Origin of the sequence: Parabacteroides gordonii MS-1 = DSM 23371 (genome assembly GCF_000969825.1) — a bacterium.
Classification (GTDB): Bacteria; Bacteroidota; Bacteroidia; order Bacteroidales; family Tannerellaceae; genus Parabacteroides; species Parabacteroides gordonii.
The window spans coordinates 2,101,922-2,126,097 of the sequence record NZ_KQ033919.1; the positions used below are offsets into that span (position 1 = coordinate 2,101,922).

At 47.7% G+C, this 24,176-nt stretch carries 16 protein-coding genes; 4 read left to right on the forward strand and 12 right to left on the reverse strand.

Annotated elements, in window-relative coordinates:
- Positions 1 to 77 precede the first annotated feature (77 nt).
- On the forward strand, positions 78 to 1,877 hold the full coding sequence (locus HMPREF1536_RS08355; RefSeq protein WP_044191517.1) for a DEAD/DEAH box helicase: 1,800 nt from the start codon (positions 78 to 80) through the stop codon (positions 1,875 to 1,877).
- Positions 1,878 to 1,937: 60 nt separating this feature from the next.
- Here the strand turns inward: HMPREF1536_RS08355 and HMPREF1536_RS08360 are convergent, their stop codons facing one another.
- Positions 1,938 to 3,512 (reverse strand): beta-N-acetylhexosaminidase, encoded by a 1,575-nt coding sequence (locus tag HMPREF1536_RS08360; protein WP_044191465.1) that lies wholly within the window; start codon positions 3,510 to 3,512, stop codon positions 1,938 to 1,940.
- Between the two features lie 107 nt (positions 3,513 to 3,619).
- Between HMPREF1536_RS08360 and HMPREF1536_RS08365 the strand changes: the two genes are divergently transcribed.
- Both HMPREF1536_RS08365 and HMPREF1536_RS08370 read left to right on the forward strand, forming a co-directional pair.
- Positions 3,620 to 5,230 (forward strand): dipeptidase, encoded by a 1,611-nt coding sequence (locus HMPREF1536_RS08365; RefSeq protein WP_028726588.1) that lies wholly within the window; start codon positions 3,620 to 3,622, stop codon positions 5,228 to 5,230.
- Positions 5,231 to 5,261: 31 nt separating this feature from the next.
- Positions 5,262 to 6,431, forward strand: coding sequence for a C1 family peptidase (locus tag HMPREF1536_RS08370; RefSeq protein ID WP_028726589.1), 1,170 nt, complete (start codon positions 5,262 to 5,264; stop codon positions 6,429 to 6,431).
- Between the two features lie 112 nt (positions 6,432 to 6,543).
- Here the strand turns inward: HMPREF1536_RS08370 and HMPREF1536_RS28350 are convergent, their stop codons facing one another.
- The 8 genes from HMPREF1536_RS28350 to HMPREF1536_RS26580 all read right to left on the reverse strand — a co-directional run bounded on the left by HMPREF1536_RS28350 (position 6,544) and on the right by HMPREF1536_RS26580 (position 19,292).
- Positions 6,544 to 6,669 (reverse strand): hypothetical protein, encoded by a 126-nt coding sequence (locus HMPREF1536_RS28350; protein ID WP_259323224.1) that lies wholly within the window; start codon positions 6,667 to 6,669, stop codon positions 6,544 to 6,546.
- A 385-nt stretch (positions 6,670 to 7,054) separates the two neighbouring features.
- On the reverse strand, positions 7,055 to 8,152 hold the full coding sequence (locus HMPREF1536_RS08375) for an aldose epimerase family protein (RefSeq protein ID WP_225607973.1): 1,098 nt from the start codon (positions 8,150 to 8,152) through the stop codon (positions 7,055 to 7,057).
- A gap of 15 nt (positions 8,153 to 8,167) precedes the next feature.
- Positions 8,168 to 10,312: an alpha-galactosidase gene (locus HMPREF1536_RS08380; protein ID WP_028726591.1), complete on the reverse strand. Its 2,145-nt coding sequence runs from the start codon at positions 10,310 to 10,312 to the stop codon at positions 8,168 to 8,170.
- Positions 10,313 to 10,330: 18 nt separating this feature from the next.
- Positions 10,331 to 13,123: a glycoside hydrolase family 2 protein gene (locus HMPREF1536_RS08385; protein WP_044191466.1), complete on the reverse strand. Its 2,793-nt coding sequence runs from the start codon at positions 13,121 to 13,123 to the stop codon at positions 10,331 to 10,333.
- Positions 13,124 to 13,134: 11 nt separating this feature from the next.
- Positions 13,135 to 16,425: a DUF5107 domain-containing protein gene (locus tag HMPREF1536_RS08390; RefSeq protein ID WP_028726593.1), complete on the reverse strand. Its 3,291-nt coding sequence runs from the start codon at positions 16,423 to 16,425 to the stop codon at positions 13,135 to 13,137.
- A gap of 10 nt (positions 16,426 to 16,435) precedes the next feature.
- Positions 16,436 to 17,809 (reverse strand): sugar porter family MFS transporter, encoded by a 1,374-nt coding sequence (locus HMPREF1536_RS08395; RefSeq protein ID WP_028726594.1) that lies wholly within the window; start codon positions 17,807 to 17,809, stop codon positions 16,436 to 16,438.
- Positions 17,810 to 17,949: 140 nt separating this feature from the next.
- Positions 17,950 to 18,309 carry a hypothetical protein gene (locus HMPREF1536_RS08400; protein ID WP_028726595.1) on the reverse strand — a complete coding sequence of 120 codons (360 nt, stop codon included), beginning with the start codon at positions 18,307 to 18,309 and terminating at the stop codon, positions 17,950 to 17,952.
- A 134-nt stretch (positions 18,310 to 18,443) separates the two neighbouring features.
- Positions 18,444 to 19,292, reverse strand: coding sequence for a LytR/AlgR family response regulator transcription factor (locus HMPREF1536_RS26580; RefSeq protein WP_081693257.1), 849 nt, complete (start codon positions 19,290 to 19,292; stop codon positions 18,444 to 18,446).
- A 69-nt stretch (positions 19,293 to 19,361) separates the two neighbouring features.
- Here HMPREF1536_RS26580 and HMPREF1536_RS08410 point away from each other — a divergent pair, with 69 nt between their 5' ends.
- Positions 19,362 to 20,249 carry an AraC family transcriptional regulator gene (locus HMPREF1536_RS08410; protein ID WP_028726597.1) on the forward strand — a complete coding sequence of 296 codons (888 nt, stop codon included), beginning with the start codon at positions 19,362 to 19,364 and terminating at the stop codon, positions 20,247 to 20,249.
- Between the two features lie 14 nt (positions 20,250 to 20,263).
- Here HMPREF1536_RS08410 and HMPREF1536_RS08415 read toward each other — a convergent pair whose 3' ends face one another.
- The 3 genes from HMPREF1536_RS08415 to HMPREF1536_RS08425 are packed head-to-tail and all read right to left on the reverse strand — an operon-like array spanning position 20,264 to position 24,146.
- Positions 20,264 to 21,127, reverse strand: a complete 864-nt coding sequence (locus HMPREF1536_RS08415; protein ID WP_028726598.1) for a sialate O-acetylesterase — start codon at positions 21,125 to 21,127, stop codon at positions 20,264 to 20,266.
- A gap of 10 nt (positions 21,128 to 21,137) precedes the next feature.
- On the reverse strand, positions 21,138 to 22,724 hold the full coding sequence (locus HMPREF1536_RS08420) for a sulfatase (protein WP_087880976.1): 1,587 nt from the start codon (positions 22,722 to 22,724) through the stop codon (positions 21,138 to 21,140).
- Between the two features lie 30 nt (positions 22,725 to 22,754).
- Positions 22,755 to 24,146 (reverse strand): alpha-L-fucosidase, encoded by a 1,392-nt coding sequence (locus tag HMPREF1536_RS08425; RefSeq protein ID WP_081693258.1) that lies wholly within the window; start codon positions 24,144 to 24,146, stop codon positions 22,755 to 22,757.
- Positions 24,147 to 24,176 lie beyond the last annotated feature (30 nt).

Below are 24,176 nucleotides of genomic sequence, written 5' to 3' on the forward strand. Positions count from 1 at the left end.
ATATATACATATATCACATTTTGAAAACATTTGAAGAATTAGGAGTTGCCGCCCCCATATTGAAGGCAATTCAAGAAATGGGTTATGAATCACCCATGCCGGTACAGGAAGAAGTGATTCCTTTCTTGCTGGGAGAAGACAACGACGTAATTGCATTAGCACAAACGGGAACAGGAAAAACAGCCGCATTCGGTCTGCCCATCCTGCAGAAGATCGATGTGACAAGATATCAGCCTCAAGCACTTATACTTTGTCCCACCAGGGAACTTTGTCTGCAAATTGCGGACGACCTGAATGACTACTCCAAATATATCGACAACCTGAAGGTACTGCCGGTATACGGAGGATCAAGCATTGAAAGTCAGATCAAGACTTTAAAACGCGGCGTACACGTAGTTGTAGCGACTCCGGGACGTCTTTTAGACCTGATGAACCGCAAGACGGTAGATCTGGGCACCGTGAAGAGTGTCATCATGGATGAAGCAGACGAAATGCTGAACATGGGATTTACAGATAGCATCAACGCTATCCTCGCTGAAGTTCCGCCGGCTCGTAACATGTTACTTTTCTCCGCTACCATGCCGCAAGGTATTGCCAGCATCATGAAGAAGTACATGAAGAACCCGAAAGAGATCGTTATCGGGAACAAGAACGAAGGTAACAAGAACATCAAGGATATCTATTATATGGTACAGGCAAGAGATAAATATCTTGCACTGAAACGTATCGCCGATTTTTATCCGAACATCTACGGTATCGTTTTCTGCCGCACCCGTAAGGAGACACAGGAAATTGCCGACAAACTGATACAGGACGGTTACAATGCCGACTCTCTGCATGGCGAACTGAGTCAGGCACAGCGCGACTATGTAATGCAGAAGTTCCGCGTAAAGAACATCCAGTTGCTGGTTGCTACAGACGTGGCTGCCCGCGGACTCGACGTAGACGACCTGACACACGTAATCAACTACGGTCTGCCTGATGAAGTAGAATCCTATACACACCGCCGCGGACGTACCGGACGTGCCGGTAAGACAGGTATTTCTATCTCTATCTGCCACGTAAAGGAAAAAGGTAAGATCCGCCAGATCGAGAATATCATCAAGAAGAAATTCGAGAAAGGCGTTATGCCCAGCGGACACGACATCTGCGAAAAGCAGCTGTTCAACCTCGTCGACCAGATCGAAAAGGTAAAAGTAAACGAAGAGGAAATCGAAACGCTGATGCCGCAGATCTATCGCAAGCTCGAATGGCTGGATAAGGAAGATATCATCAAACGTGTTGTTTCCCTGGAATTCAACCGTATGATCGACTATTATAAAGATGCCGACGAAATACAGGATGTGGATGAACGCTCAGCCCGTATGGATCGCTCTGAACGCAGCGGTGAACGTGGCGAACACCGTACTTTCACGGCAGAAGAAGGTTACTCCCGTTTCTTCCTCAACTTCGGTAAGGCTGACGGTTTGTATCCGAACCAGTTGATCGAACTGGTCAACAAATGCGTACCGGGTAAAGTACGTATCGGAAAGATCGACCTGCGCGACAACTTCTCATTCTTCGAAGTGGAAGAAGGCGAAGCACAACGCGTAATGGACAGCATGAACGGCTTCGAAATAGACGGACGCCGTATCTCCGTAGAGCCTGCACAAGGTAAAAGCGAAGGCAGAGGTAGCCGCGGTGGCGGTGGATTCAGCCGGGGTGGAGGTAGCACACGCGGTGGTGGTGCCGGTTCCAGAGGTGGTTACAAAGGCGGTGGCGGCTATAAAGGTAAACGCGAAGGGGGCTTCAGCGGTAGCACGACCGACAGACGTAACGGCGAAAAGCCTTGGAGACGTGATACGGCCGACCGTACTGCCCGTAAGAAAAGATACTAATCTATACTATACATAAAGCCTGAAGGGCGGAGTTCGGAACTCCGCCCTTTTTATTTGCATTTAACCGTTCTGCAGTACATCTTCTTTCTCGGGCGCATCCGGCTCGGGAGTAGAATCGGGATTGAACGGATTAAAATAATAGATACCGAATGTATCGAGGTATTGCAGGAAGTAAGGCAACTTCTTCATAAAGAGACTGCTTTCTTTCGCTTTTGCAGGTGTCCAGGCCGACTCGGCGACAGCCGCCAGACGAGGGAATGTCATATAATCCAACCGCTTCTCATCTGCTACACGTTCTGTCCACAAAGAGAATTGCATACCCATCACCTGGTCTTCATAATCTTTCGTCAGGTGAATGATCGGATCGGGGAAACGATAAATATCCTCGATAGGGTCGTAACCGTTCCACAGGCGTCCTACCTTATGGGTACTGTATTGTACAAAGTCGGCATACAACGGACGACGCGGGGTCATAATCACACGGAAACCGTTCTCCAACGCCTTCACCAACTGATGCTTGCGGTCGTGGCGCCACCACATGATAACGGCTTTATCAGGAGAAACGCCTGCATCGATGATTTCATCCCAGCCGATCATTGTTTTCCCTTTAGAGGCTACGATATCGGCTGCACGTCTTACGAAATAATGTTCCAGCCCTGTCTCGTTCTGTAATTTCTTATCCTTAATGAACTGTTGAATCTCCGGGTCGGTGAACCAGCTTTGATTACCATAATGCACTTCATCCCCTCCGATATGGATATAGGGAGACGGGAACAAGGCTACGATTTCATCCAGCACATCACTGATAAACTGGTAAGTCGTCTCTTTACAGGGATGGAAAGTGAAACCGTCCCATTTACCTTCTCCCCCGCCCGACAGTTCCGGATAAGAACGGCAGACAGCCGTTGCATGCCCCGGCATATCGAACTCCGGAACGACCATGATATGGCGGTCGGCTGCATAGGCAACGATCTCTTTGATATCTTCCTGTGTATAGAACTGTGCCGGTGCTTCCGGATCGTGCCAGTTACCGATAGCGCCGACGGACGTCAGCTTCGGATATTTCTTGATCTCAATACGCCAGCCCGGTTCGTCGGTCAAATGCCAGTGAAAGACATTCATACGGAGGGATGCCATAATTTCGAGATATTGTTTTACCTTTTCTTTCCCGAAGAAGTGACGGCTTTCGTCCAGCATGAACCCTCTCCATTCGTAACGCAGCTGGTCTTCGATCCGGCAGGCTTTCAAGCTACCATCGCCAAAACGAACCAACTGCAACAGGGCTTCTTTGGCATGGAACAGACCCGACTCGGAAGAAGCTTCCAGTAAAACCGTTTCCGGTAAGATATTCAGGGAATAGGCTTCGTCAGCCATCCTCAACTTCTCGTCCAGCACCAGGCGGATCTCTCCTCCGGTAGCGGAAGATTGCTTTCCTGTGGCCTTCAATTCTGATTGTAGTTTCTTTGCGAGGACATCGGCGTACCCGCCATTCCCGCTGATCTTCGGATTCATTCCTACCGTAAACGAGCCTTTTTGCCCCACCACCCTGGCAGGTGTAGGAAACACCGCCAACTGTGCCAAAGCCGGCAACATAAGGAATACAGACAATAAAACGACTGAAAATAGCTTTCTCATGGTAATTATAGTTGTTGTGTTATCGTACACAGCTTAGATTTGGGCAAATATATGTAATTATTCCGATACAGTTTGTATCTTTAACGGATAAATCAAATGACGAACACATGAACAAACTGTTTATCTTAACTCTTACACTTATCTGCCACTGCCTGATCTCATCTGCGCAGGAGATAGAATACTCCCAGCCGGTGAACAGCCCGGAGAGTTGCACTAGTATTATGGTCGGTAAAAAAGCCTCGGCAGACGGCTCCGTAATGACCAGTCACACCTGTGACTCCAACTACCGAACCTGGATGGATATCGTTGCCGCCGCCACTTACGACCGCGACACCACCGTTGCCATCTACACAGGCCGGATGCACACGGAATATCCGGGTGACGAAACGAACGTCAGGCTGAAAGGAACCATCCCGCAGGCCCGTTCCACCTATCAGTTCCTGAATACCTCCTACCCTTGTCTCAACGAAAAGCAATTGGGCATCGGCGAGACGACTATCTCCGGCCGCAAGGAAATGGTTAACGAAAAGGGAATGTTTATGATCGAAGAACTTCAAAAGATCGCATTGCAACGCTGCTCGACAGCCCGCGACGCTATCCGCCTGATGGGAAAACTGGTGAAGGAGTATGGCTACAGCGACTCCGGTGAATGCCTGACGATTGCCGACCCAAACGAAGTCTGGATCTTCGAGATCTTTGGAGAAGGGCCGGATAAGATCGGCGGTGTATGGGCTGCCGTCCGTATTCCGGACGACCACGTCAGCGTATCGGCAAACGTTTCCCGCATTTCTACCTTAGATTTAAAGGATAAGGATAACTATATGGCTTCAGACAACGTGTTCGACGTAGCCAAAAAGATGGGCTTCTGGGACGGAAAAGAACCGTTCCGCTTCTGGAAAGCATATAGCGGCGGAAACTATTTCGGCGAACTCAAATCGTACAGCCTCCGCGAGTTCTTCATATTAAACAAACTGGCTCCCTCCCTGCATCTGTCTTACGACTCGGAAGAGCTGCCGTTAAGCGTAAAGCCTGACAAGGCCGTTTCCGTAACCGATGTAATGGCACTTTTACGTGAAACATACGAAGGTACCGAATGGGACGTGACGAAGAACCTGAAAGTGCTGGCCAAGAAGAAGGACAGCCAGGAAAAAGACTCGATTACCAGTGCGTCGGCTAATCCGTGGATGACAACCGATATGATCAATATGCTGAACGGTGTGAAAGAGGGGACAGTAACCCGCAACCGCCTGGTCGCTGTGCCGCAGTGTTCTTATTCGCACGTGATCCAGTTACGCAGCTGGTTGCCCGATGCTATCGGCGGTATTGCCTGGATGTCGTTCGACAACCCGGGACAAAGCCCGCGTTTCCCCATTTTTGCCGGTTCCACCGCACTTCCTCCCTCTTTTGCTATCTGCGGACAGCACCGTCACCGCGACGATGCAGCGATCTGGTCGTTCCGTGAAGCCAACAAGCTGGCGACCGTACGCTGGGGACTAACCAAAGAAACTATGCAAAATGCAATCATGCATTTTGAAGACAAAGGACAGCGGGAATTGCCTTTCGTAGAAAGCCAGTACAAACAGATACAGCAAGCAAAAGGCGATGATGCCGCCAAAGCATACCTCACAGGCTACACCTCCGACTTTGCCGGAGCCACCATGCAACGCTGGGAAGACATGGCAGACGAATTCTGGAAGATGTTCGCAAGAGGTTTCTAAATTATAAACACAAACAATTAAATCATATCTTATGAAAGCATTATTTATTTCCTGCGCCTTGCTGCTTTCCGCTTTAAGCGCATTTGCACAAGGCTATCAGTTTACCGAAGTGGTAACGGTTCCGGCCACTCCCGTAAAGAACCAGGCGGCAACCGGTACTTGCTGGTGCTTCGCCACGACTTCATTTATGGAGTCGGAATTGTTGCGCATGGGAAAAGGAGAATACGACCTTTCCGAAATGTTTATCGTACGCCAGAAATACATGAACCAGCTACAAGATAACTACCTGCGCCGCGGGGAAGGCAATATCGGACAGGGAAGCCTTTCGCATACCTTCATGAACGCTTACCGCCAGGTCGGTATCGTGCCGGAAGAGGTGTACAAAGGTATCAACTACGATTCCGAACGCCATAACCACAGCGAACTGGTTCAATACATGAAAGCGATCGCCGACGTTGCCGTAAAAAACAAGAAACGCAGCCCCGAATACGACAAGCTGATCGAAAACCTGTTCGATACTTATCTGGGCAAACTTCCGGCTAAGTTCACCTACAAAGGGAAAGAATATACCCCGAAGTCGTTTGCCGCTTCCCTGGGACTGAATATGGACGACTACATCGAGCTGACCAGCTTCACGCATCATCCGTATTACGTAAAGTTCGACGTGGAAGTACCCGACAACTGGGAACATTCGCTGATGTATAACCTACCGCTCAATGAAATGATGGAAACGGTAGATTATGCCTTAAACAACGGTTTCACCGTATGCTGGGATGGTGATGTAAGCGAGAAAGGCTTCTCTTTCAAAAATGGCGTAGCAATCAACCCGGAAGTAAAGAAGGTGGAAGACTTCTCGAACACCGACCGTGCCCGTTTCGAAAAGATGGACGAAAAAGAACGTCTGGAAGAAGTATATAAATTCGAACAGCCTTATCCGGAGATCCAAGTAACTCCCGAAGTCCGTCAGGATGGCTTCGAAGCATTCGTCACTACCGACGACCACCTGATGCACCTGACCGGTATCGCTAAAGATCAGAACGGCACAAAATATTATATCACCAAGAACTCCTGGGGCACAGACCGCAACAAGTTCGGTGGTTACCTGAATATGTCGGAAAGCTTCGTCCGTGCCAAGACTATTTATGTAATGGTACACAAGGATGCTATCCCAAAAGCAATCAAAACAAAATTAGGTTTATAAGGAAACGCATTCATCGGGTTCATTCAATGAATCTTTCCTTAATTATCAATGTATAGCAGATGAAGGCACTATATAGATGTGCCTTCATCTGCTATCATTTTAGGGTTCATAATCATACTCCTGAAACATCATCATATACTCTGGAAGAGACTTTATCCATAGGGTACATACCTACAAATCCAATCAACACAACCGAAATACCATCCCCCATCACCTGAACAACTAATCGCAACATCATATCCAACTAAATGTAAAGTGCCGACTAACTAATTCAAGACTCCTTATCCAGTAAAACTAAGGTGTACAGGGTAATCTACCAGGGTGTACAGGATAGCCGATTACGGTGTACACCTTGGTTTATTACCCTGTACACCCTGGCAATACTGAGTAGTAAGCTTTGAATTAGTTAGTCCCTACATTAGTATTAATAAGAGCAGGGATTAATAATAGTACTTGTAAGGAGAAGTTCACCAAGTACGGGTTCATACTCACTTTTATTGAATATCAACAACGATACGACACTAATGAACACTGAAAGCACAAAGTAAGGGTAAATTATGCTTCTATCAGACACAAAGTAGGGGTAAATATGCCCCAAAAAAGGAACAAAGTAAGGGTAAATCTCAATCCGAAGGAAAACGATACTCCGTGATATGGCGGTACTCTTCCGTTTCATCGATCAGGATGGAAGGGAAAGAGGGTTGGTTGGGAGCATCCGGATAACCCTGGGGCTCGATGGCGATACCGGCACTGGCATAGTAGGGAGTTTGATCCTTTCCAATATCTGTTCCGTCCATAAAATAGCCGTTATATACCTGGACAGAGGGTTGATTGGTATAAATCTCCATCTTTCTTCCGCTGATTTCATCCGACAGGCGGGCAGCAAAGTTTAATCCGCCATCCTCTGCTACGTCTAAAGCATAGGCCAGAGAGAAACCTTTTCCCTTTTGTATTTGCGAATGTTCCTGCGTTAACGACGAGGCTATGGTACGGGGGGCACGGAAATCCAGCAACGTATTATCAACCGGAAGCAGCCGGCCTGTTGGGATCAACTCGCTGTCGCAGGCAATGATAGCAGAAGCATTGAGGGTAAGCAGATGGGATAAGACATTCTTTTTCCCGGACATTCGGGAAGAGAATTGCAGGTTGAAGAAAGCATGATTCGTCAGGTTAACGGGGGTCGGACGATCGGTCGTTGCTTCACATTCCATCCGGAGAGTATTATCTTCCTTCAGCAGGTACGTAACTTTTACTTGCAGGTTGCCGGGATAGCCCTCTTCACCGCTTTGTGAACTATTTGTGAACTCGACAGCCTCCTCTCCAGAGGGAGTAATATATTTACGGGATTTCCAGTAACGGTTGTGAAAAGCATCGATTCCACCGTGTAAATGGTTACGAACAGGTGTACCGTATGCATCGTTGGAAGCGAGCAGATACTCCTGCTCTCTTATTTTGAAACGGGCATTACTGATCCGTCCGCAAACACGGCCAACAATAGCACCGTGATACCTTTCGCCCGCTGTCAGATAACCATCGATCGTATCGAACCCGAGGATAATATCAGACAGGTTCCCGTTACGGTCGGGTGTCCACATACTGACCCAGCGGGCACCATAGTTGGTAAACTGGGCAACAAGCCCGTTACGGTTCCTTAATGTAACCAGTTCAGCGGAAGAAGACTGGCTTCCTCCGCTGAAGGTTGATGCAGATAGTAATTTCATCAACGAGACTATGCTTTATTGTTTTACTATTTTAAATATCCGACTCTTGAATGCACCATACAAAGGGAATTCCACACCTATATTCATCAGCTGGCTACCTTTACAAAGACCTTCCATTCCTTCGATCTGATAGGAAGCATCCGGTTGCAGTCCACGTAACTTAACGTTTTTAGGACGTTTCGTTTCCAGTATCGCGTTATTGGGATATTCTGCCAGATTATATACGAACACGATGGATTCGGACTTCGGCTTATTTACAAACTGAAGTACGCTCCGGTTATTCTCATAAGGTGAAACCAGGCGGTAATGATCCCCTTTGTGAACAGTTTCACGGATCTCTTTATACCGGGCGATCTTCTCACGTGCCACCTCTTTCTCCTTATCTGTCCATTTCGTTATGTCATAGCCAACACCCAGTACACCGCACATGGAGACATCGAACTTAAATTCGAGCGGATGGTTCTGGCCGTGCCAATCTTCCTGTGTCACCCAACTGATCATTGAGTTAGCGGGAAAAACATTCAGGAAGGAATGTTGTATAAATGTCCTTTCCACCGGATCGGTATTATCACTTGCCCAACAGAAATCAGTACGGGCCATCATACCCAGATCCACTCTACCACCTCCACCGGCGCAATTCTCAAACCATACTTCCGGAAATTCCGACCGTAATGTTTCAAGCAGACGGTACAGGTTCTCGACATACTTAATACGGACAGCACGTTGTTCATCAGTCGGAGCAGCAAGGAAACCGGGCTCAGTAACGCCCCTGTTCATATCCCATTTGATAAACTTGATATTGTTTTCACGCAATAATGTAGAGAAACAGGTATATAAATACTGATAGACATCTTCACGGGCAAGGTTCAGCATCAACTGGTTACGCGTTTCATGACGGGTACGGTTCGGATAATGGAACACCCAGTCCGGATGCTGACGATACAGGTCGCTGTTGGGATTAACCATTTCCGGCTCTATCCAGATCCCGAAATCGAGTCCCATATCATTGATCTTCTGGATCATGGGCTGCAAACCATTGGGGAACTTGTTCTTATCTACTGTCCAGTCACCCAGACCGCCTTTATCGTTGACACGGCCTTTAAACCATCCATCGTCAATCACAAAGATCTCCACACCCAGATCTTTTGCAATCTTAGCCAGTGCCAACTGATGCTCTTCGTTTACATCGAAAGTAGTGGCATACCAACTGTTATATAAAACCGGACGAACCTGGTCACGATGCGACGGATAAAGAACTTTTTCACGAGTATAGGAAGCTAGGTTCTGAGAAGCGCCTTCCATTCCACGATCAGAATAGCCGATGATCATTTTAGGAGTAGTAAAGCTCTTACCCGGTTTGAGCATCAACGTCTGATCCCAGAAGTTGATACCGCAGGTAGCCTGAAGTTCACCCGGTGCGAATTTTTCAAGGTCAACACGCCAGTTACCGCTGTATTGCAACGTACCGAACCATACTTCGCCACAAGTCTCTTCCTGTTCCCCCTCGGGGCGTATCGCAAAGAAAGAAGAACCATACGAACGCAGATCTTTTGTTTGAAGCGTTTTCAGTCCCTGTGTTAATTTTGTTACATTCTGCTGATACTCATATCCCCATCTACCGGACAGATGCGTCAGTTCGTAAGCATTTTTCGGAAGGAAGAAAGTTCCCGATTGGGCATTCTCTATTTCAATATCCCCCTTCTTCCCCGTATTGCTAATCTCCACCCATTTCTCTAACAGGTCGTATTCCGGCAAAACACGGATATATTCCGTTACAGACAACGGGTAAAAGTTATCTTTCTGATGGATAGCCAACACTGTATATCCATCTTGCGTCTGTATTTCAGAACCTGCATAAGTCAATTCGATATCCCGCACGCGATCTTTAAAGATCGCTTCCAGCATAGGGGTTGTAGCAGAATAGCCACCACGTACAGTTACTTCTTCACCTAACGGGTTATTGAGCATATCCGGGTTCTGGTTCTTATCACCAAAATAAAACATATTCACCACTCCCTGGTTGGAAACACGGATCTGATAAATAAACGAATTTGTCGTCAACGTCCAGGATTTCCCATCATTGCCGACTGTGACAGGCGACTTCTGCGCCCAGGTAATTCCTGTCACAAAAACAAATAACACAACTAAGAGCTTTTTCATATAACTTCATTCTTAATATTAATAAATATCTTCCGGTTTGCTCACACCCGAAGGTGCTCCACCCAGACGTAATTGAGATAAAACATCCGATTCCATCGCAGATGACGGATGGAAAGCGTCACTTTTCATGTACTCCAGCAGGCTGAAGTATAATTGCCGTGCTTCAGGACGTTGTGCCCAATCGGACAGCAGATCCATAGAGCAGAAGATCAGTTTACCCTCTCCCACTTTTGCCTCAAAGAGATTGCTCAGTCGGCGGTTGTTAGCGAAGTTGTCGACAACCTCTACTAGCGGGGTTACGGAAGAAAGACTATCCAGTACGACTGTTTTAGACTGTTTCAGAAGCGACCACCATTGCCAGTCGGTATAGTTTCCTGTCGGGAACCGGCCGAATGCCGGATGGTTGGCATCACATAAGATGCCCATCGAACCGGCTTGTTTCGGGAAATGTACGGGGCTCCAGAATACCGGAACGAATTTTCCTTCCAGACCTGCGGTCTTCTTATAATCCGGATTATACAATACTTTCTTTCCACTAGCCAATGCTTTCCGGGCTTCATTCAGATCACGGGTAACAACGATTTCCCCTTTATCCGGACTCAGTTGAGCCGGATATACCCATACGCTCCATTCATTTTTGTAAGGAGTATTCTCCAAAGCAAGCGATAAGGTTAACCGTGTTGCTTCAGGCTGATCCAACGGACTGACGATCGTTCCGGACAATTTGTTCAAACCGATAGAGAGTGACGGACAGGCAATCGTCCCTTTATTCACTTCTTTTCCCTTTTCATCCTTCAATGACCAGGAAAGGGTCTGATCTTTTAATTCCCGGTCTGTAAAGTTGGCAACCTCAACCGCAGCCGTAAAAGACTCGTTATTGGTATATACTGCTTTCGGGAAACGCACCAGAGGAACTACCGGAGAGCTGGCCTGACGGAACGTAGCCGCATCCGTTACCCCCTTGCTATCCCAGAAAGCATCCAACAAACCGACCAAAGCCGTTCCCTGTCCGGGGAAATCATGCAGGTCGAGCAACTGGAAACCACTGCATCCGGCCGTTTTCATCGCACGTTCAACTTCTTCTTTATATAGAATAGTTGCCAGGTAACCGGACGCTTTCAAATAATCGTCGGCTTTATCCAGCAGGCCTTTCTTTTCCAGTTCCTGCTTCACTCCTTTAAAATTCAACGGATCGAGTACACCGGTGTATTTATCGATCTCCTTCAGATTAGGGTACACCGAATACTGACCGATCTCATGCGTTACCAGCGGAACGGTCATTCCTTCTACGGAAGCCACATAATCTTTGTCGAACGAAGGAGACTCACTGTCGAATACCCCCTGACCACGTACCCACCCTTTCTTCGTTCGTTGGGTGATAAAGAAATCGTCGCCCGGCTCAGGCCAGTCACCATGCCCACTCTCAAAAGTGAAAGCGGTGGTTGTATATAAGTGACGTGAGTCTTTTGCTTTTACATAACCCAACAACTGAGACAGGAAATTAAAGTCAGGCTGCAACTCATTCCCCAGACAGAAGAAACTGAAAGAGGGATGATTGCCATATTCAGCCAGGATACGATCGGCTTCGGCATACAGAAATTCATTCATATTCTTATCCCGTCCAACATTTACCGACCAGAGCGGAAGCTCTACCTGCAGATAAAAACCCAACGAGTCAGCCACCTGAAAAGCCGCTTCGGGCGGACACCAGGAATGGAAACGCAGATGGTTCAACCCCCATTCGCGGGCAGTCAGGAACACTTTCTTCCATCCTTCCGGCTCCATCGGCGGACATCCAGTAAGCGGGAAGATACAACATTCGAGCGTTCCGCGCAGAAAGACCTTCTTTCCGTTTAACAACAGATCTGATTGGTTTCGGCTGAATTCGCGCATACCAAACTTAGCACTCCCTTTTGCCTTCACCAAACCGGCCTCCACCTTCAGATCCAATTGATATAATGTCGGGGTAAACTCACTCCATACCTGCATCGAGTCACCCATCGGACAAGTGATATCCACCAGTGTTTCTCCCGACGGAAAATCCATATCACGCGTTACGGTTGTAATAGGGTTATTCTCCTGTTTTTGTACTACAGCCTGTAAAATACCTTTCGCAGCTTCTCCCCGGTTGCTTATCTTTCCTTTCACATGGATTTGCCGGCCGGTAACATCCGGATAAACCTGTAAATCCTCGATGGAAAGGGCTTCTTTTGCTGTAAGGGATATTTCGCCAATGATACCGTTCCACATGATCTGTGTTTCGTTGGTATAGGCATGAGCCATATCGTTGACGGTAATATCATATCGTTTCCGGTTGTCTACACGAACGGTCAACTGATGTTTACCGGGTGTCAGATAGCCTGTCAGGTCAAAATAATGCGGGCTGATCAGGCTTTCGCAGCTACCCGGAACAGGATTTCCGTCCACCCAGACCGAGGTCTGCCAGATAACACGTTCCAGTTTCAACTCGACGGATTTGCCTTTCCAGCCGGACGGGATCGTTACTTCACGCGAATACCAGACCGGCCCTATATAACTGTTCTTACGGGTAAGATGAAGGATCTGCGGTTTCTCTACCGAAGGCGGCAAGCTGTTAGGGATACCGTACCCGGCTTCATCGGTCGTTCCCGGTAGCCGGATTTTATCGGCAAACGAACGGTCGAACCATTTCTCCGATAGACCGACATCCGTACTATCCATCGCAAACTGCCACTCCCCGGCCAAAGAGATCACCGGTGATGTTTCCTTACAAGCAGAAAACATCAACAAGCTTATACATACAAACAGAAATTGCTTCGTCTTACTTTTCATAATTCAAACCCTTATTTAATCATTTCCCGGTGTATCTGCACGCCCTGATGGTTATTATCCATCCCGGCAGCGGCATTGAAATAGGTCATAGCCTTTTCATTATTCCCCAATCCCAGATGTCCGAGTGCCATCAGATAGTTGCAATGGATACGGTTCTTCTTGTTCATATCATCTTCCCATATCTGCAAGTCGGGCAAAGAAACGGCAAAGTAGTCCATCTTAAAGACATCATACAAATGCTTCTCTCCGTAAGAGATCAGGTTATTGAAACGGCCGCGGGCCTCCTCCTCACGTCCCAGTTTGCGCAAGGCCAATCCCTGATAGAATATCTTATCCGGCTTCTGGTCATTGTAATACATGGCGGCAGCCGGCTGGCTGTTTCCTACGCTGGCTTCAAGGAAGAGAGTTTCGGCTTCTGCCTTCTTACCCAGACCTTGCAGTGCACAGGCCTTATAATAATTGAAGTCGTTCTCCTGGGCACCGTACAGTTTTCCTTCTCCGAGGTTATGCGGATAGACGAAACATTCTTCAATCAGGGATAATGCTTCCGTATATTTTTCTTCAGCCAATAGTTTCTTAACCAGTTCGACACGTGCCAGTTGATATTGTGCCGGCACCTTTCCTTCTCCCCCTTCCCACGGATGGAACTTACGGGCATCGATCATGCGGATCGCTTCTTCATAACGACCGAGCTGATTCAACAAGGTCAGGTATTCCAGATACAGGTCGTCGCGACCAAAGGCTATATCCTTATATTTGTCCAGGAACGCCAACCGTTCGGCATGCGGACGATTCAACCGCTTATATAATTGATCGAGCTCCATCAGGATGCGGGCGTCGGTTGTATCCAGGGCGAAAGCTTTCTCCAGTAATGTTACGGCTTCCTCCTGTCTGTCCAGCTTGTTAAAGTAAGCCAGCGACAGGTTACGCAATACGGTCGGGAAGGTATCATCCTGTTTCATGGAAGTCTCCCAGGCTGCAATTGCTTCCGGGTACTGGCGTTTATCGTACCATAAGTTACCCAGGTAATAGAGTGCCTTCGGTGTTTCAGCGGCAAAATCGATCACCGCCTGAAGAGCAAGGATAGCTTCCAGCACATTGGGGAAACAACAATCCGGAATCTGTTGCTCTGCCTCATGGATAGCGGCCAATGCCTCTTCCTTCCGATCCAGACGGATCAGGAACCAGGATTTGTAATAATGCAGCATTGTCTGGCCCGATACATTCAGGCGGATCGCCTTGTCAGCTACTGCCAGTGCTTCTTCCCAACAACCGGCCGAAGCATAGTCGAGTGCCAGTTCTTCATAATTATGGGCTTCCGGACGCATCAGGGAGACCAAAGCCTGCCAGTCGGCATCACTACCGGTGAGCAGGAACTTCTCAAAACCGCAACCGAAGTTGAAACGGTCGATACGAAGCGATTCCTCAATTAGTGACAGGGCTTCCTCTTTTCTTCCCAGGTGGCGAAGGATAGCGGCTTTCAAATGACGTCCGCGCAGGTTATGCCAGTTGCGGAGCAAAGATTTGTCGATTTCATCGAGTGCTTCTTCCCAATCACCACGGGCGGCGGATAACTGTGCCAGCGAATAATATCCGGCATCCTGCCAGGCTGCGTTCCAGCAAGCCTTGTAGAAAGAGTCGTAAGCTTCTTCCGTCTTGCCCTGGTATTTCAGAGAAAGGCCGAGGTTATACAACGGTTCGCCGTCATAAGGGTTCGGGTTCCGTTCCGTCAAAGTCTTTACTGCCTGGCGCAGATAAGGTTCAGCCTTGGCGAACTGTCCTTTACGGATCAGCCACAAGCCCATCGCATTATTGTTGCGGACATCGGTTGGGTCACGGCGGATAGCTTCCGCGTAATAATCAGTGGCCGAATAAGTGGCATGGCGATATTGTTCCAGGTGCAAACCTGTCAGGTACAATTGTTCCGTGGTACGGACATCTGCCGGATCGAGCGCTGCTTTGGCCGGTTCGGGCACTTCCTTGATCACATCGGGCTCCGGCTCCCAGGCAAGCATCTGCTTTCCTTTGGCATTGGAGATACACACTTTTACATCTGTGAGGCTGTCGATAGGGACAAACGCTTCGAAGATGTTTTCGGGGGTGATGTCGCCAGTCATATCCAGGCAGATCTCGCCGGATTTCTCCACTACGATATGCAAGTCCTTCTGTACGGAAGTAGCAAATATTTTTAGCAAGGCCCCCTTTCCATCGGGTTCGATATTCATCAAAAGCTCGGAAGAAGCATTCTTCACCACACCCAGTTCGCGGTAAGGCATGAAGTATTGGGTAAAGGTTTTCTCTTCGTAAGGCTGTAACCAGGTGAAGTCGGGCTGATTGTCGGTATAGACACCGGTCATGAGCTCGATATACGGGCCGTCCGAGTCTGTCAGGTTACGATCCCAGGCCTGGCCGAAGTCGCCATTTCCCCAAGTCCATTGCTTCTTACCCGGTGAGATATGATGGTTCGCCACGTGTAATACACCGGCACGGGTGTCATTCTCATAACCGCCCACAAAGTTGTAATCGGAACGGATCGCCATATAGGAAGTAGGTACCGGGATATTCTTGTAACGGGAGATATCCACACCCGCCGAATAATCCATCTTATAATATGTGCCTGTTGCAATCGGATAACGGGACACATCGCGTTTGCCATGATCGAACACCGCATTTACGTCAGCAGGGAATACCGATTGATAGGCATCGTTCACAGCCACCGCCGGATTCGCCCACCAAAGGAACGTCTGGGGCATCGGAGTCGGATTATACAGTTTACCCTGTATCTCGAGCACGGCACGGCCCGGACGCAACGTAAAACCGGCCATTCCTTTCTGGTGGAACATACGTTCGCGTTCGCTCACCCAGACAATGGCACTGCCGTCGGCACAACGTTCGATTGTAAAGTCGATCGGAAGGAACGTACTCGGACGGTGATGCTGCGGCCAGTTAAACTCGATACCACCGGAGATCCACGGCCCGGTCAGACCGACCAAAGCGGGTTTGATAACATGGTTATAGTAGATGAAATGGCGTTTTTTGATCTTATCGTACGCCATCTGTACACGTCCGCCCAGCTCGGGCAGGATCATTACCTTTATATATTCGTTTTCCATCCATACGGCATGGTAACTCTTATCTTCGCAGGTATCTTCTATCTTTTCCACTACCGGATAAGGATAAACCACCCCGCTGCTTCCCTGGTAGACACGCTTCTCCAGGAACATCGGATTCTTTTCGGCTTTGCCAATACCGTAGGTAGGAAGAAGGATATCTTCTTCCCAAACTTTCACATTTTCAGTCATTTCAGTATATTTATTTTGTTAATTCTTTTTCCAGTTCTTCCAGAGTCTTACCTTTTGTTTCAGGGAGTTTGGCACGGATAAAGAAAAATCCGGACAGACAGATAATACCATACAGCCAGAAGGTACCCGAAGCACCTACCGCTTCATTCAATATCGGGAACGTATAGGTCAGCACGAAGCAGGCCACCCAGAGGAAGAAAGTCGAGATCGCCATCGCCATTCCGCGTATCCGCACCGGGAATATCTCGGAAAGCACGACCCATACGACCGGGGCCAGCGACATGGCATAGCAGGCAATGGCCATCACCACCAGCAGCAACATCGGCCAACCGCTTATCCCGAAGAAATAGCAGGTACCCAGAATAACATATATGATCGCCAGTCCGGCCGAGCCGACAAACATCAGGCTTCGTCTGCCCCATTTATCCACAGTATAGATGGCAACGAAAGTAAAGATCACATTCGTGACACCCGTCACCACGATATTCATCAGGACATCGGATACGGCATAACCGGCTTCCGAAAAGATCTCGTGTGCATAATTAAAGATCACATTGATACCGCACCATTGCTGGAAGATGGCCAGCACGATCCCGATAATCAGCACATTCCGTACTCCCGGCTGAAGCAAGGCGCTCCAGTTGACTTTCTCTTCCTGCTTACCCGTCAGTTGTGCCAGTTCGTTCAATGTCTGGTCGGCATATTGGTCGCCGCCGATACGTATCAATATGTTCCTGGCTTGGGTCGTCTTCTGAACCGTTGCCAGCCAGCGGGGACTCTCCGGTATAATAAAAGAAAGCACGAAGAATAATCCGGCCGGAACCAGTTCCGCCCAGAACATCCACCGCCAAGCCCATTCCACACTTTCGGCACTCAGCACTTCACTTCCTTTGGTAAAGTACTCTCCGATCTGCCAGTTAGCCAACTGCGCCATCAGGATACCCAGCACAATAGTAAGCTGATTCAGCGAAACGAACTTTCCGCGAACCGATGCCGGAGCCACTTCCGCAATATATACAGGAGAAATATTCGATGCAATCCCGATGCCGAAACCGCCAAGAATACGATAGATTATAAACCAGGTGAAACTATCGACCGCCCCGGTTCCGTAGGCCGACCATACAAAAAGGAAAGAAGCGATGATCAGCATCTTTTTACGTCCGTACTTATCGCTCCATTCGCCGGACAATAAAGCACCTGCCAGACAACCGATCAGTGCACTACTCATCGCCCACCCGCGGAGAGCGGCAGAACCTTCCAGGCCGAAAAACGGTTCATAGAATATTTTAGCGCCACCGATCACCACCCAGTCGTAACCGAATAGCAATCCTCCCATAGCTGAGACCAGACAGATAAGTAATAAGTAAGCAGTTGTACGCTTCATGGTAGTAGTATTAAAGTTATGGTGCAAAGAAACAGTCTTTCAGGAAACTACAAAATAGATAAAACCGACTTGAAGATGGATTATCTTACGATTTTCCTCTCCAGGCCGGTACCAAAATGAGCGTCTTTGTTTCTAGCCGATCACTCCATTTTCTTAAAGCTTATTCCTATCGGCGATCCGTCCACAGTTACGTCAGCTTCCAGCTTTCCGGCCTTCTGCTTGAATGAGATGTTCACATCACTGCCTTCGATATTCAGGTCGCATTTGTAAGTATCCCCCGCTTGCTCTATCTGATCGATGGTGATCTTATTATAACTAATACTAAGGATCACGTTCAGTTTACCCTCTTTCGTCTGGAATTCGATATTCCCTGTTTCATATCCGTAAGGAACATCTGTGGCGCTAAACTCCCATTTACCGGATAAACCGTCTGTTTTGTCCTGTGCCGACACGGTCAGCGAGAATAACATACAAAATAAAATACATACGATCTGTTTCATAACAATTCACTTTTTAATGATTACTAATCTTGTTGAACTCAACAGCGGCAAAGATAGAGGCCTTTTCCTGCAATGAAGAGGTTTTCGGGGTAAACAGCACCATTCCGGGACGAATGGGCAAAGGGGCAAACAGGCTATATCTCCAGCGCCTCCTTCACCAGTTCGACATACCCCCGGGAGACCGGAACAGTACGCTCCATCCCGCTGATCTCTATCTCATAGGTACGCCCTGACTTCCGCAGATAATGTATGGCTTCCCTGTTCACCAGATAGGAACGGTGGCAACGAAGGCTACCCAAAGGTGCCAGCATTTCCTCCATATTCTTCAATGAGTTCCTGATCAGCTCCCTGACGATCCGCTGTTCCTTTCTGAAATAAACCAGCACATAGTTGTCGGCCGATTCAATATACAGCAGGTCGTCCGGCTTGAGAGAAAGACGTAATTGGCCGTTTTCATCGGTAATATTGATCCTTTCCGGCAAAACCGGCTCTTCTTTGAACGACTCGGCTTTCTGCAAAGAAGCCTTCTGTTCCCTCCTCAGCTTCAGCAAAGCCAGCAGGTTGAGCCCGACCAGATAATATAGGAACAGGATGGGTATAACCATCCGGGCTGTCTGGAACAGATTCGTTATCCAGGGATTATCCGGACTACGGTATAAGATCCCCAAAGAGACGATCAGAAAGAGCGCATCCAAGAGGTATCCCAGAAGAAGATGAAGCATTATCATCGGTTGCTTTCTCCAAAGAAAAGCCTGCAACAACTGTGAAAACAGGATGGCCAGGCATCCGATAGCCAGTAAGCCGACTAAAGCGAACGACCGGAAAGGAGACAGGTATCCGATCCAGGAGATTATATTGAACGGAGAGAAGAGATAGAGAAAAAAGGTACAGAATATCCCCATGCCGATAGCAAAAAGCATCCGCATCCGCAAAGACTCCAACAAGTCGAATGGTTTATTCAATAGTCGTATAACCGGCTTCATTCTTCTCTTTTATTAATCGGGGATAAAGATAAATAATATATCTTTGCACACATCTATAAATCCGGTACCATGATCAAACGAAAAGACGGTTTTAGCGGCGAACGCGCGCTTGTACTTCCCCAATCGGTCGTACAGGAGATGGAGAAAGATGCGCTTTCATCGATCCTTCACATTACAGACATCGGCTATTATCCAAAGGCGTTGCATCATTTTCGCGAACGCCTGGAGCCGGTCAGCCAGTTCGTTTTCATCTATTGCATAGAAGGTGCCGGATGGTTCCGCATCGGTGATCAGGAATTTACGGTTACGGCCAACCAGTATTTCATCCTCCCGGCCGGCGTGCCCCATGCTTACGGTTCCGACGAAACGAATCCCTGGACGATCTACTGGATCCATTTCAAAGGGAAGCTGGCTTCTTATTTTGCAGGACAGGCTGCCCGCCCGGTCGAGATAAAGCCGAGCGTGCAGTCCCGGATCAGCAACCGCAACGATCTTTTTGAAGAGATATTCCGCACGCTGGAAATGGGTTACAGCCACGAAAACCTGTTGTATGCCTGTTCCGCTTTCCACTATTACCTGGGTTCTTTACGTTACCTGCAACAATACCGCGAAGCCGCCCGCAGCGAATCCGACAAAAACGACATCGTAACGGCCGCCATCCACTTCATGAAAGAGAACCTGGAGAAACGGCTCACACTGGCCGACCTGGCAACCCATACCGGCTATTCCCCCTCCCACTTTTCCGTGCTGTTCAGCAAACGCACCGGCTATGCCCCGCTCACCTACTTCAACCAACTGAAGATACAGCAGGCCTGCCAGCTGCTGGACTTCACCGATATGAAAGTAAACCAGATCTGCTTTAAGATAGGAATCGAAGACACCTACTACTTCTCCCGCCTGTTCAGCAAGGTGATGGGGATGTCACCGAGGGAGTATAAGAAGCAGAAGAAAGGGTGAAATACTCCCCCTCCTTATTTCAACTTTTGATAAATAGCATCTGCAAACCGTTCACCCAATGTCAGGATACCATAGGTACCTAAATGTACATCATCCTTGGGCATAGGTGTTTGATAATCATTGCACCTCATTTGTAAGTCATCCGCAGAAACTAACAAGGCATTCTTTACCGACAGTTCGGAGCCTGAATTTTCGGCAATTGCCGCCTGAGCCTCCTTCACCAACTCACGACCAGTAAAACGCAGAGCAGCCAAAGGCATAACCGTTCCGTAGACAAATAACATCTCTTTACAGCCGAACTCTTCCCGTACCTGTTCTATAAAATTCTTCAGATTCGGGCCATACCGACGGGATTGATCCATACCGGCGATATCACGGGCATCCGCTTCTCCCTGTTGCCAGACCATCGCCCTGATAATGGGACGATATCCCTGCTTCTTCAGATCAACAAGTGCATTCTTTACCGTCTCGACAAACTTTACATATTCTTCTCCTCGGATATCTCCCGAACGATTACCCGGATTCCATTGTTTATACAGATTAGAACCGGACAAAGCATGTTTTATCAATGCGATACGACGTTCGGGATATAAAAATTGCAACTTTGTACCCAGACTCAGCTCCACACCGAACTTGTCTTTTGTTTCAGATGCCTGGCACAAAGCCGTCCACTGTCCACCGCCTTCCCCCTGATTGAGAAAACGGGAATAATAGAACCGAACCGTTGTATCCACCTTAAAAGTAGCCGGAATATTCCTGACGTATCCTTGCCCCGTTGCATTCGACTGCCCACCGATTAAAAAAACATCTACCTCTTGGGCGGAAAGAGACAAGACCACTGCCCAAACAGACAAAAAGAATAAAACGAACCTTCTCATAACTCTCGTCTTAATCAATTACTTTACTATCCCACCACGTCTTATTCGGTTCAAAGCCCGGAGAAAGTTGCTGCTTGCGTTCTTTTTCCAACCTCAACAAGTTATCGGTCTGCACTCTCTTTTTATAAGCGGCTTCTTTGACCGGATCATATTGAGAGTCAGGTGTCGGATATTTGGCTCCGGCTTCTGTCAGCCATACGGATAACTTCTGACTCAAAAACTCCACTTTATCCGGATATTGGGCATTCAACGGTTCCGATTCCGTTTCATCTATCTTCAGATTATACAATTCGTTTCTCCCGTCTTCATAATAATGAATCAGTTTCCAATCACCGTCACGAATTACGGAAGAGGGTTCACCACCTTGATTCCCGTAATGAGGATAATGCCAATACAGTGCCCTCGACGGAAGTTCTGAACCTTCCAATACAGGTATCAGACTCCGCCCATCGACATGTTGCTCCGGCAATAACGGCAAACCTGCATACTCAAGGATAGTCGGATAAAAGTCTGTACCGATTACAGGAACATCCGTCGTCGTTCCATGAAGCGGACAGTCCGGATCCTGAATAATAAACGGGACACGCAAACCGCCTTCCCACTGACGGCCTTTTCCACCACGCAACGGCAAGCACGATGTCGAATAATTATCACCGGAAGACACACCACCATTGTCACCGGTGAAAATAATCAATGTATTTTCCATCAGTCCCAATTCTTCCAATTTATCCAATACCACGCCTACCGCGTCATCCATTTGTTTGATCAGACCGGCATAGATTGGATTATCCTGTTTCTGACGAACCGGTAATGTGCGGTCTACCTTAAAACCTTCCGGAGCTATCCCCATCGAGTCGGCTTTATTCCGAAAGTAATTCCAGTTTTCTTCCGTAGTCTGGATAGGACCGTGCACGGCATAAAAAGACAAATAAGCGAAGAAAGGCTGCTTTTTGTTTTTCTTCGTTTGTTCTCCTATAAATTTAGATGTTTCTTGTGCCAACCGCATGGAAAGATTTTCACCTTTCGGACCATCCGGCAATTTAGGATTCTTATAAGGAGAGAAGTAACCTCCGACAGGACTACCGGCTTCGAAACCACCTATATTGATTTCAAAGCCATGATCTTCCGGAGTAGATCCTTCCCCTCCGATATGCCACTTGCCTGCCATAAAGGTTTTATAACCATGTTGTTTTAATGTTTCCGGCAATGTCTGTTCTTCCTGGGACATTTTCCAGGCATACTCAGCCGGAAGCAGTTTGGAATGGCGACCCATTTTACGCCATGCCTCTCCCGAAGCTTCTCCGATCCAGTTGGTGATACCGTGGCGGGCTGGCGATTTACCGGTCATGATACTGGCACGTGACGGACTGGACACCTGGCAGGCAGCATAGCCCTGGGTAAACATCACTCCCTGCCGGGCAATCCGGTCGATATTCGGGGTTTCGTAAAACCGACTGCCCCCACAGGAGGTATCATTCCAACCGTAATCGTCTACAAGAATAAACAAGACATTACGAGGTTTCTCTTTGGCTTGCATAACAGATGCCGACAGAAGCCCTGCACCTGTACAACATAAAACGAATAAATTGTTTTTCATGACATTCATTATATTTTTCAAAGTAAGACGTTAGTATGAATAAACGGAAAAACCGGCAATGACAGGAAGATCCAACGACTCTCCGATTTGTAACCTGAGAGCAGAAACCTCTATGGGCTCTATCTCCTCGATCCGTTTATGTCCGATACAACTTCCCGTAGCCAATGTTTTCCATTTCCCATTCACTTTCCCTTCCACCTTATAACTACGGACACGTTCGCCTTGGCGGATGTCTTCTGCAATGACAATTGCATTGATCTTTATCGTTGCAGGCAATTTCAACTGTAAACGCTTTCCTTCTCCTTGGGTTGTAGCTATCGGGTTCCCAAAACGACGTTGTATTTCATCACCAAACTCTTTCAGGCGAGCGACATCCACATCCGGAAGCAATCCCCTGTCATCCGGTGTTACTCCCAGAATCAATGTCGAATTACGACCGACCGAACCATAATACATTTTCATCAGATGCTCCAACGGAAAGACATGTGCATCGTCTCCCGGCTCCCAAAACCACTCATGCCGCCCATTATAGCCTCTCAATGGGGCATCCGACATGGCTGGCATATAGTATTTGCCCTCCGGATCACCTGTTTTCAACAATTTAAAGTTATCCTTGAAGATTATATCCTGACTTTTGGAATGGGAATAAGGAAATGGAAATGTTCCCCAACAAGGATAAGAAACCATTCCCGATTCGGAACCTCCCCAGCGAATATCTGCACGCTGGCTGTTGTGATAGAAGATTATATTCTTCTGGTATTTCTCTACAATCGGAAGGATATCCGCTCCTCCCAATTCCGGTCCATGCCCGCCTCCATCGTACCATACAATAGCCAAATCTCCATAACGGGACATCAACTCTTCCGTCATTCCTTCACACATTTTATTATAGAAGATCTGTCGGTTTTCCTGAAATTTAGTCCCGTCTTTAGGCATTATGAAATCATGTACTCCCAGAAAAGAGTTCCAACGGATACCGATATAGATACCCGGTTGAACGCCATATTTCCGGCAAGAATTGACGAAATCACGGACAATATCCCCCTTGCCGTCTTTCCACTTCAAGGCTTTCATGCAATACGGATTCACATCCGACTGGTAAAGAGCAAAACCGGTTTCATGGGTAGCCGTAAGGATTGCTATTCCAGCCCCCATCGCCTTTACCGAACGAATCCACTGATCCGTATCCAACTGTTCCGGATTAAATATATTTATATCAGGAATCGGAGTGATACGGTTGTAAGCCTGGTTATATTTGACTCCGTCGAACACATGCAAGTCGTAAGAAACAAGAACCGCTAATTCTGCGCCTTGCCAATTCAATTGAGCTTGGGTCGGTAATGGAAGCATTCTTTCTTTCACTTGCCCGTTTACAGACAAAGCCAAGAACAACAACAAGAACAATAATTCAATTTTCTTCATATACTATTTATTTGTTTTTTTATTTCATCT